Source organism: Sulfurospirillum sp. 1307, from assembly GCF_054408545.1.
In genome coordinates this window covers 949,607-961,163 of the sequence record NZ_CP176011.1, presented here as the reverse complement: position 1 = coordinate 961,163, position 11,557 = coordinate 949,607, and the positions used below count along the sequence as shown (strand labels likewise).

Here is an 11,557-nt window from a genome sequence, read left to right as displayed (position 1 = left end):
ATATGTTAAAAAGCGCAGGAAAAAGATTTAGAGAAGCATTAAAAGAGCAAACACCACTACAAATTTTAGGAGTAATTAACGCATATAGTGCTATTCAAGCTGAGAGAGCTGGAGCAAAAGCACTATACCTATCTGGTGCTGGTGTTGCTAATGCAAGCTATGGTTTGCCAGATCTTGGTATGACAATGCTAGAAGATGTTTGTATAGATATTAGAAGGATAACTGGACGATCTGATTTACCTCTTTTGGTTGATGCTGATACTGGATGGGGTGGTGCGTTTAATATAGCAAGAACTGTAAAAGAGATGACAAGAGCTGGCGCAGCTGGACTTCACATAGAAGACCAAGTTGCACAAAAAAGATGTGGACATAGGCCAAATAAAGAGTTAGTATCCACTGAAGAAATGTGCGATAGAATAAAAGCAGCAGTTGATGCAAAAATAGATGAAGATTTTGTAATCATGGCAAGAACAGATGCTCATGCTAGCGAAGGACAAAGAGCTGCACTTGATAGAGCTCATGCCTATGTTGAAGCTGGAGCTGATATGATATTTGCTGAAGCTATCCACACTCTAAAAGAGTATGAAGATTTTACAAATGAAATCAAAGTGCCAGTACTAGCTAATATTACAGAATTTGGTGCAACTCCAATGTTTAGTGTAGAAGAGTTAGCAAGTGTTGGAATAAGCATGGTTTTATATCCTTTATCAGGATTTAGAGCTATGAATAAGGCCGCATTAACTCTTTTTGAAACAATAATCAAAGAGGGAAGCCAAACTAATGTTTTAGATATCATGCAAACAAGAATGGAATTGTATGATATGTTAGATTACCACTCTTACGAAGAGAAATTAGATCAACTTTTTTCAAAGGAGAAGAAATGAGCACAGAAAACAAATCAGGATTTAAACCAAAAAAATCAGTAGCACTCTCAGGAACTGCTGCAGGAAATACAGCAATTTGTACAGTTGGAAAAAGTGGAAATGATTTACATTATAGAGGATATGATATTTTAGAGTTTGCAAATGTTGCAGAGTTTGAAGAAATTGCATATTTAATCGTTCATGAAAAACTTCCAAATAAAAAAGAGTTAGAAGATTATAAAAACAAATTAAAAAATCTTAGAGATTTACCTAAAGAGGTAAAAAACATATTAGAACAACTTCCAAAAGACACTCACCCAATGGATGTTTTAAGAACTGGTTGTTCAGCTCTTGGATGTGTTGAAGGAGAAGACCAATCTCATCCAAAAGAAGAAGCTCAAAATATTGTTGATAGACTAATGGCATCTTTTGGTTCAATGCTTCTTTATTGGTATCACTACACTCACAACAATAAAAAAATAGAACTAGTAACAGATGATGATAGTATTGCTGAACATTTTTTACATCTACTTCATGGTAAAAAACCAAGTGAAACTTGGATAAGAGCAATGCAAACTTCATTAATCTTGTATGCAGAGCATGAGTTTAATGCTTCAACATTTACAGCTCGTGTAATTGCTGGAACAAATTCTGATATGTATTCTTGTATCACTGGAGCAATTGGAGCTCTTAGAGGTCCTAAGCATGGTGGTGCAAACGAAGAAGCTTGTAGGATCCAAGAGAGATACAGCAGTGCTGATGAAGCTGAAAAAGACATCAAAGAAAGAATGGCAAGAAAAGAGATAATCATTGGATTTGGACATCCTGTTTATACAACTAGTGATCCAAGAAATGTAGTTATCAAAGAAGTTGCAAAAAAACTATCAGTTGAAAATGGCGATACATTGATGTTTGATGTGGCTGAGAGAATCGAGAGTATTATGTGGGATGCTAAAAAAATGTTCCCTAATCTTGATTGGTTCTCTGCTGTTTCTTACTCACAAATGGGAATTCCAACTGATATGTTTACACCTATATTTGTTATGTCTAGAGTAACTGGATGGGGAGCACATGTAATAGAGCAAAGAGAAGATGGAAAAATAATCAGACCTTCAGCTAATTATATTGGAGATGAAAATTTAAAATTTACTCCAATTGAAGAGAGATAATATGAGTGATAAATATCTAAAAGAGCTTAATGGCTTAGATCTAAAATATTATGATGTTAAAGAAGCTGTTGAAGATATAAAAAATGGAGCATTTAATAAACTTAATTATACTTCAAGAGTATTAGCAGAAAATATTATAAGAAATTGTGAAGGTGATGAACTAAAAGAGTCACTTGAACAAATCATTGAAAAAAAAGCAGATAAAGATTTTCCTTGGTATCCAAGTCGCGTTGTTTGCCATGATATATTAGGTCTTACTGCTTTAGTTGATTTAGCAGGTCTTAGAGAAGCAATTGCAAAAGAAGGTGGTGATCCAAAACTTGTAAATCCTGTTGTTCCTACTCAACTCATAGTAGATCACTCTTTAGCGGTTGAGTGTGGCGGATATGATCCTGATGCTTTTAACAAAAACAGAGCCATTGAAGATAGAAGAAATGCTGATAGATTTCATTTTATAAATTGGACTAAAGAGTCTTTTGACAATGTTGATGTTATACCTCCAGGCAATGGAATCATGCATCAAATAAATCTTGAAAAAATGTCACCTGTTGTAGGTGTTAAAGATAAAATCGCTAGTCCAGATACATTAGTAGGAACAGATTCACATACTCCACATGTTAATGCTTTAGGTGTAATTGCTATTGGGGTTGGAGGTCTTGAAGCTGAAAATGTAATGCTTGGAAATCCAACTTACATGAGACTCCCTGAAATCGTAGGAGTTAAAATAACAGGAAAAAGAGCAAAAGGAATTACAGCAACTGATATTGCTTTAGCAATGACTAGTTTTTTAAGAGAACAAAATGTAATCTCTTCATTTCTAGAGTTTTTTGGAGATGGAATTGAGTATCTAAGTTTGGCTGATCGTGCGACAATATCAAATATGACACCTGAATATGGCGCAAGTGCTGCTATGTTTGCTATAGATAATCAAACACTTTCATATCTAAAACTAACAGGAAGAGAGCCTTCTCAAATCAATTTAGTTGAAACATATGCTAAAACAAATGGATTATGGGCCGATAGCCTTAAAGATGCAACTTATGCAAGAGTTTTGGAATTTGATTTATCTAGTGTTACTAGAAGCTTAGCTGGTCCATCTAAACCTCATAAGTTAGTACCTCTAGCGACTTTAAAAGAAGAAGGTATCGTGAAAAATACTCAAGTAAGTGAAGATAAAATACCTGATGGAGGAGTCCTAATCGCAGCAATCACAAGCTGTACAAATACTAGTAATCCAAGAAATGTAATAGCTGCAGCTCTACTTGCAAGAAATGCAAATAAAGCTGGATTACAAAGAAAACCATGGGTAAAAACTTCTCTAGCACCTGGTTCAAAAGTTGTTGAAGAGTATCTAAAAGAAGCTAATCTTTTAAAAGATTTAGAAAAATTAGGTTTTGGAATAGTTGGATTTGCTTGTACTACATGTAATGGTATGAGTGGTGCACTTGATCCTAAAATTCAAAAAGAAGTAGTTGAAAATGATATATACTCAACTGCAGTTCTATCTGGAAATAGAAATTTTGATGGAAGAATTCATCCATATGTAAAAGAAGCATTCTTAGCTTCCCCACCTTTAGTTGTTGCATATGCGATTGCTGGTACTATAAGATTTGACATTGAAAATGATGTTTTAGGTGTTGATAAAGATGGTAATGAAATAAAACTAGATGACTTATGGCCAAGTGATGAAGAGATAGATAGTATTATTAATAATGCAGTTAAGCCTGAACAATTTAAAGCAATCTATGATCCAATGTTTGCAAAAAGTGGACTTGAAAATGTAAAAGTAAGCCCTCTTTATAACTGGAATAAAAAAAGTACTTATATACAAAATCCTCCTTATTGGGAAGATGAGTTTATGGGAAAACCAGCTCTTAAAAACATGCGCCCACTAGGAGTATTTGGAGATAATATAACAACAGATCATCTATCTCCTTCAAATGCGATACTTCCTGATAGCGCCGCTGGAGAATACCTAGCAAAAATGGGACTGCCTGAAGAGGATTTTAACTCTTATGCAACTCATAGAGGGGATCATTTAACTGCTCAAAGAGCAACTTTAGCAAATCCAAAACTATATAATGAAATGGTAAGAGATGAAAATGGCAATATCATCCAAGGATCACTTACAAGAGTCGAGCCTGATGGTAAAGTTATTAGAATGTGGGAAGCAATTGAAACTTATAAAAATAGAAAGCAACCACTAATCATTGTTGCTGGTATAAATTATGGACAAGGCAGTTCTCGTGACTGGGCTGCTAAAGGTGTTAGACTAGCAGGTGTTGAAGTAGTAGTGGCACAAAGTATCGAAAGAATACATAGAACTAATTTAGTTGGTATGGGAGTTTTACCACTTCAATTTCAAGATAGCGATAGTAGATTAACTTACAAGATTGATGGAAGTGAAGTATTTGAAGTTGAAGGTGAAATCAAACCTAGAACTTCTTTGATACTTAAAATGACAAGAAAAAGTGGTGAAATTGTAGAAATACCTGTTATTTGTAGATTAGATACGAGTGCAGAAGTTGAAATCTACAATGCTGGTGGAATCTTGCAAAAATTTGCTCAAGATTTTTTAAAAAACAAATAAGGCAAACCATGAGCTATAAACCACAAATAAAAATCCCCGCTACATACATGCGTGGCGGGACTAGTAAAGGAACTTTTTTCAAGTTTGATGATTTACCTCAAATTGCTAAAGAAAATGATGAAATTAGAGATAAAATACTTCTAAGAGTAGTTGGTAGCCCAGATGTTTATAAAAAACAAATAGATGGAATGGGAGGTGCTACTTCTAGTACGAGCAAAACTGTCATCTTGAAAAAAAGTTCAAATGGCGACCATGATGTTGATTATTATTTTGGGCAAGTATCAATCGATAAAGCTTTTGTTGATTGGAGTGGTAACTGTGGTAATTTATCTAGTGCAGTTGGACCATTTGCTATAAAATGTGGCTTTGTGCCAAAAGAAAGATTAGTTGAAAATGGCATAGTAACTGTAAAAATATATCAAGCAAATATAAATAAAACTATACTTTGTCATGTTCCAATGAAAGATGGCTATGTTCAAGAGATTGGAGATTATGAGATTGATGGTGTTACATTTCCAGCAAGTGAAATAAAACTTGAATTTGTTGAACCAGTTGATCCAAGTGAAGAGCTTTTTCCTACAGGAAATTTAGTAGATGACTTAGAAGTTCCAGGAGTCGGTACTTTTAAAGCTACTATGATAACAGCTGGAATTCCTATCATTTTTTTAGAAGCAAAAGCTTTAGGATATAGTGGATGTGAACTTCAAAACGATATAAATTCTGATGAAAAAGCTTTAGAAATATTTGAGAAAATTAGAGCATATGGTGCTATTAAAATGGGACTTATCAAAAACATTGAAGAAGCAAAAACAAGAGCTCATACTCCAAAAGTCGCTTTTGTTTCACCACCACAAAGCTATGTAGCTTCTAGTGGTAAAACCATAGAAAAAAACGGGATAGATTTAAATGTTAGAGCACTTTCTATGGGACAACTTCATCATGCTATGATGGGGACAGCTTCTGTAGCTATTGGTGTAGCAGCATGCATACCAAATACACTAGTAAATCTTGCTTGCGGTGGTGGTAAAAAAGAAAGCATTACCTTTGGTCACCCATCAGGAACACTAAAAGTTGGTGCTAAAATTTCATATAACAATAACAAACCCAAAGTAGAAGTAGCCAGCATGAGCAGAAGTGCAAGAATTATCATGGATGGTTTTGTACATGTTCCTGCTGTTACTTTACAATAATTTTCTACATGTAGAACTATCTACATGTAGATTATAATATCTCTCTTTGACCTTTTGCATTTTGAGCTGATAAAATTCCCATCATTTCTAGTTGTTCTACAATCCTACTAGCTCTGTTATAGCCTATTTGGAGTCTTCTTTGAATGTAGCTGATTGAGCATTTTCTTTCATTTAGCACTATTGCTTTTGCTTCTTCAAAAAGTTCATCAATTTCACCTGTTATTTCACTTTCACTTGAACTAGTAGTATCATTTGAACTCTCTTTTAAAAAGCTCTCATCATAAGAAACTGATCTTTGTTTTTTTAAGTATTCTACAATTTGTTCAATCTCATCTTCACTCGCATATGGGGCATGAAGTCTAATAAGACCAGAAGTTGAAGGTGGAGTAAAAAGCATATCTCCTCGCCCAAGAAGTGATTCAGCCCCCATAGTATCAAGGATAACTTTTGAATCAATTTTTTGTCCAACTTTATAACTAATCCTACTTGGTAAATTTGCTTTTATTAGACCAGTTACTACATCTACTGAAGGTCTTTGGGTTGCTACTATTAGGTGAATTCCACTAGCTCTTGCCATTTGAGCAAGTCTTGCAATATAAAATTCTACCTCTTTTCCACTATTCATCATCAAATCTGCTAACTCATCTATGATAACTACGATATAGGGAAATGGCTCAAGTCCTAATTTTTTTGCTTTTTCATTATAGTTTTCTATGTTTTTAGTCTTTGATTGGCTCATAATTTGATATCTTCTTTCCATCTCACTGACCATATTTGCTAAAGCTATAATAGCTTGTTTTGGTTTCGTAATAACTGGAGTTAAAAGATGAGGAATATCATTGTATATTGAAAATTCCAACATCTTTGGATCAATCATAAGAAGCTTAAGATTATCTGGCGAATTTCTATAAAGAAGGCTTAAAAGCATAGAATTAATTCCAACACTCTTTCCGCTTCCAGTTGTTCCTGCGATTAGTAAATGGGGAAGTTTTTTAAGGTCAGTTACAAATGGATTTCCGACTATATCTTTTCCAAGTGCAATTGTTAGTGGAGATGAAGCTTTAGTAAAAATATCACTTTCTAAAATCTCTTTTAAATAAATGGTTTCAATACTCTCATTTGGAACTTCAATCCCAACTACATCTTTTCCTGGAACTGGAGCTTGTATCCTAATCGTCTTAGCCTTTAGAGCCATTGCCAAATCATCTTGTAAAGTAAGAATCTTTGAAACTTTTACATGCGGAGCTGGTTTGAACTCAAAGGTTGTGACAACTGGACCTGAGTAAGTCCTAACAACATCTCCATCGATTTTAAATCTTTTTAATTTATCCAATAAATTAGAAATCTTTCTATCAATTTCTGCTTCATTTATATGCTTAGACTTTTTTGGTGGAGTTGTTAAAAATTTTAAAGGAGGCAATTTATAATCTTTTGGTTTATCTTGTTCTCCTTTTTCTATCTCGTCAAGTAGCTTTTTATTTTCTTCTACTTCACTAAGAATCTCTACGCTATGATGCTCTGTTACTTCCTTTTTTAAATCTTCTTTATTATCATTTTCTTCAACTTTAGTAACTTCTTTAGCTTCATCTTTTTTTATGAGTTTTATACTATCTTTGTACTCTTCAGGATGTACATCATCTTCTACAATGTCATTTGATATTATTTCTTGATGTAATTCTGGCTTTTCTTCTTTCTCATCTAATTCTTCTTCATTTTCTTTAGTAGGAATTTTTTCTTTAAAAAATGTAAACATATCATCAGTAGTTTTATCTACGATTATACTAATAGACAAAATTGCAATTGCTATCATAAACAACCAAACGCCTAAAACCCCTATAAATGATTGCAAAATCTCAACTATTGAAAAACCTAAATATCCTTTCATATTAGACTCTATAACACTTGCTTGAAAAATCAAAATTGCAAATAAAAAAAGAATAGTAGATAAAACAAACTCAATTCTTCTAGAAGTAAAACTTGTATCTTTATAAAATAAAAAAGTAGGTACTATCAATAAAAATGGATAGATATATGAAACATAACCAAACCATTTTTGATTCCAATGTCCTAAGGTTGCACCATAACTTCCCACAAAACTAGGATCAGGTACCAAAGTAGAAACACCAAAAAATATAAGTATAGCAATAGATAATATAAAAACAGTCTCTTTTAAAATGATTTATCCTTTACATGTAAATAAGTTGGAATTATATCTAATGTTTACATGTAGTTCAATAAACTCATAGAATTTATCTTCGCAACAGTTGATAACATAGCTTGATAAGAGTTTGATAACTGCTGAAACTTCATATAAGCTTCACCCATATCCACATCAATCACTTCTGAGCGAACAGTTTGAACATTTATGCTTAAAAGTTGAGCTCTATCACTTGCTTGTGAGAGTGCATTTGAGTATGAGCCTATCTTAGTGTGTTCCTTAGTAACATGATCTAGTAAATGATCAAGCCTTTGGATAGAATTTTGCATACCAATATTTCTAGGATTACTGCCTTGTGAATCCATTCTAAATGTCCCATTTCTAACAGCTTCAATCATTTGGTCTAAATCTTTATAAAAATCAATCTTAGGCTCTTCTATTGTTATTAAATCATTTGCCATAAAATTTAGTGTAGAAGGAGTAGCACTATAGTCATTTGACTTTGAGTCATACATAGCAAACTCTATAGAAGTTTGTGAGTTTTGCTTATCTTTTATTTCAAGTCTACCTTTGTAATCTAATCCTACTTCAACTACTGCTTTTGCATCAGTAATAGCACTATTGTATTCTGAAAAATCTATAGTACCACTAGTGTCACTATCTGTAGGTAATTTGTTTGAAACAAGCATAGAAACAATATCATTAATTTGTTGATATGTAACATCATCTGCTTTTGTTATAACTCCTGATGAATCAAAGATATTGTATGTATTCCCATTCACACTAAAGGTACTGCCAGAATCTAAAAAATTTATTGTTGCACTGTTAGAATTACCAAAAACATCTTTATAATCTAATGTTAGCGAAGTAGTATCTAAATCCTGACCAGTAACATTAAATATTTTAGTACTAGAAGTTGCATATTCATTGGTACCTTTTATGATTTGAGATATATTTCCACTTAACTGATTTCCATCTTTACTAAAACCTCTTCTTTCATAGTTCATTGCATCAGGTGTTGAAAACGCATCTACAAGATTACCACTACCATCTAGTGGTGGATTTGCTGTATCCCTAGCTGTAATTGAAATACTTAATGCACCAGAATAACTACCTTTATCAACAATAATTTGTCCATTTTCAATCCTAGCCGATACCCCTGTGTATTCTGCTTCAATATTATTTATAAAGTCACTTACACTAGAAGTGCTATTTACTTCGTAATAAGTACCATTTATTTCTAATTCTGTTGTTTTTACACCCATTATATCTTGTAATTTAGTGGTTAATTTTGCTTCATTTCCATCACTATCTTTCATAGGAAAACCAACATAAAATGTACCTGAACTGTATATATCTTCTCTAGAGTTAATTGTACTAGCAGTATTTACAGATTTAAAATCACTCTTTATAAATTCTATAATATCTACATTATTTTGAGCTAACAAATCATCTATACTAGATTGGTCTGCACTACCCGCTAAATTAGTTGCATTTCTATCAACAGCAGCAAATAGATGCATTTGAAGCAAAGAGTTTCCTTTTTTCAGATCTTTTACTTCAATTTGACCGTGGGCATTCATGCTTACTTCAACTACTTGATTTGTAGAAGTGTTACCAAACTCATTTCCAATTTTTTCTAACAAATCTGATATTTTAGAACTTGATGACATATCAAACTTTGTTTTTATTGTTTCTCCATCAGAATTTCTTCCTGAAAGATAAAAAACTGGTTTTGGATCATTTAAAGCGTCTGCATCACTATCACCTACCATATCTCTTATAGTATTACTCTCACTTAGATACTCCTCCTTTGGATTACTATCTAGACCTTGCATTACTTTGGGATGTAAAAGTGTTTGGTTGAGCATTTTTACATTTGTTGAAATCACTTTATTATAATCACTATCAGTTCCTAAAAAAAGATCTTTTCCGTTGATATTATAAGGAAGCTTTACACCTGAGCCTATGATTGCTTCAACTGATTCATCATTTCCTTGATAATTTCCTAAATCATCAAGTGGTTTTTTAGTAACTGCTGAACCTGAGAAAAGATATTGCCCATTTATAGAAGTGTTTCCTAGACTTATCATATGTCTTTTCAAGGCTTCTAATTCATTAGCTAAAGCGTCTAAACTAGTAGTAGAGTGGGTTCCACTGGAAGCTTGTATAAGTTTTGTTTTAAACTGGTCTAGTGCATCTGTAAATTGATTTAAAGTTTTATCTGTATTATTTGCATAAGTTTGAGCTTTTGAACTACTCTCTTTTACCTGTTCTAGTGTTGCTACTTCATAGTTTAATCTCATAGCATCTACGAAAGTACCACTATCTTCATAACTATTTTGAATTTTCATGCCAGAAGATAGTTGTGTATTGATATCATACAACGTTTTCATATTTCTTTGGTAGTCATTTGTTGCATTTGTATAAAAAAGTGAATTGGTTATCCTCATAGTTTACTACCTTTTATCTAAATTTTACTCATTTTAGCACAAGCAATATAAGTTCCATATGGTAAAAAATCGACTTTTTAGGTGTTTTCTTTAATTTCTTTGCAAAAATTATTGTAATTTATAAAAAAAAAGTGTACAATGACCGCATAATAATACTTCAAAAGGATTTAGTAATGAAAAAAGCAGAGTTTATCCAAGCTGTAGCTGACAAAGCAGGTCTTTCAAAGAAAGATGCTCAAAAAGCAGTAGATGCTGCACTAGAAACTATTAGTGAAGCACTAGTAGCAGGTAAAAGCGCAAGCTTTATTGGTTTTGGTACATTTTCAACAGCACCAAGAGCTGCTAGAAAAGCTAGAGTTCCTGGAACTGACAAAGTAGTGGACGTTCCTGCAACAACAGCAGTTAAATTCAAAGTTGGTAAAAAATTAAAAGAAGCAGTAGCTAAAGCTTAATTTTTATATACGATAATTGCTTAAAGGTAGTTCAAACTATCTTTAAGCTTTTTTTTGTACTATTTCAATCTCATTTTTATGTGCCTGAGTGGTGAAACTGGTAGACACGTCAGACTCAAAATCTGATGGTAGCAATACCGTGCCGGTTCGAGTCCGGCCTCAGGTACCACTTCTTTGTTACAAATACACTTAATTTGAAATTTTAATATAAATTTATATAAAAAACTTCTTTTAATTTGATATAATTATCGCTTATTAAAGGTTATGGAGATTTAAAGTGAAATATTTTATTGTATTGTTTTCTGTTTGTACTTTTGTATTTAGTTCAAATAACTTTACTGAGGGAATGCGTGCGTATAAAAAAGGTGATTTTAGCAAAGCAAAAGTACTTTTAGAAGTTGCGTTGGAAAAAGATAAAGTTTTTAATGCTGGTCATATACTTGGTAAAATGTACTTAGAAGGAAAAGGTGTACATAAAAACTTAGATAAAGCTATAAAGTATTTTGAGTTTGCTCATAAGTTTGGAAATATTTCTGCTGGATGCTATGCAAGTAGTGCTTATATGGACAAAAGTATTTATAACTGGGGTGTTTTGGAAGATGGACTTGCAAAAGGTTTGAAAAAAAGAGTACCTTTTTGTATGTCAATTGTTGATAGATGGATAAATAAGTAAGGAATAACT

The 11,557-nt window shown here is 32.7% G+C and carries 8 protein-coding genes and 1 tRNA gene; 7 read left to right on the top strand and 2 right to left on the bottom strand.

Annotation, left to right across the window (positions count from 1 at the left end; translation table 11 throughout):
* Positions 1-2 precede the first annotated feature (2 nt).
* The 4 genes from prpB to prpF are packed head-to-tail and all read left to right on the top strand — an operon-like array spanning position 3 to position 5,812.
* Positions 3-884, top strand: coding sequence for a methylisocitrate lyase (gene prpB, locus ACKGJI_RS04955; RefSeq protein ID WP_458701467.1), 882 nt, complete (start codon positions 3-5; stop codon positions 882-884).
* Positions 881-2,032 carry a bifunctional 2-methylcitrate synthase/citrate synthase gene (gene prpC / locus ACKGJI_RS04950; RefSeq protein ID WP_458701466.1) on the top strand — a complete coding sequence of 384 codons (1,152 nt, stop codon included), beginning with the start codon at positions 881-883 and terminating at the stop codon, positions 2,030-2,032. The genes prpB and prpC overlap by 4 nt, the downstream gene beginning before the upstream one ends.
* Position 2,033: 1 nt before the next feature.
* A complete protein-coding gene (gene acnD / locus ACKGJI_RS04945; RefSeq protein ID WP_458701465.1) occupies positions 2,034-4,622 on the top strand; it encodes a Fe/S-dependent 2-methylisocitrate dehydratase AcnD in 2,589 nt (862 codons plus the stop codon).
* An 8-nt stretch (positions 4,623-4,630) separates the two neighbouring features.
* Entirely contained in the window at positions 4,631-5,812 is a 1,182-nt protein-coding gene (prpF, locus tag ACKGJI_RS04940; RefSeq protein ID WP_458701464.1) for a 2-methylaconitate cis-trans isomerase PrpF, read from the top strand.
* A gap of 31 nt (positions 5,813-5,843) precedes the next feature.
* Here prpF and ACKGJI_RS04935 read toward each other — a convergent pair whose 3' ends face one another.
* Both ACKGJI_RS04935 and flgL read right to left on the bottom strand, forming a co-directional pair.
* Complete coding sequence (locus ACKGJI_RS04935; RefSeq protein WP_458701463.1) at positions 5,844-7,925, bottom strand: FtsK/SpoIIIE family DNA translocase; 2,082 nt, start codon at positions 7,923-7,925, stop codon at positions 5,844-5,846.
* Between the two features lie 107 nt (positions 7,926-8,032).
* Positions 8,033-10,423, bottom strand: coding sequence for a flagellar hook-associated protein FlgL (flgL, locus tag ACKGJI_RS04930; protein ID WP_458701462.1), 2,391 nt, complete (start codon positions 10,421-10,423; stop codon positions 8,033-8,035).
* Positions 10,424-10,596: 173 nt separating this feature from the next.
* Between flgL and ACKGJI_RS04925 the strand changes: the two genes are divergently transcribed.
* The 3 genes from ACKGJI_RS04925 (at position 10,597) to ACKGJI_RS04915 (ending at position 11,548) form a co-directional block, all read left to right on the top strand.
* The gene (locus tag ACKGJI_RS04925; protein ID WP_458701461.1) at positions 10,597-10,875 is read left to right on the top strand and encodes an HU family DNA-binding protein; all 279 of its coding nucleotides are present in this window, start codon (positions 10,597-10,599) and stop codon (positions 10,873-10,875) included.
* An 82-nt stretch (positions 10,876-10,957) separates the two neighbouring features.
* Positions 10,958-11,044, top strand: a tRNA-Leu gene (locus ACKGJI_RS04920).
* A gap of 108 nt (positions 11,045-11,152) precedes the next feature.
* Positions 11,153-11,548 (top strand): hypothetical protein, encoded by a 396-nt coding sequence (locus tag ACKGJI_RS04915; protein WP_458701460.1) that lies wholly within the window; start codon positions 11,153-11,155, stop codon positions 11,546-11,548.
* Positions 11,549-11,557 lie beyond the last annotated feature (9 nt).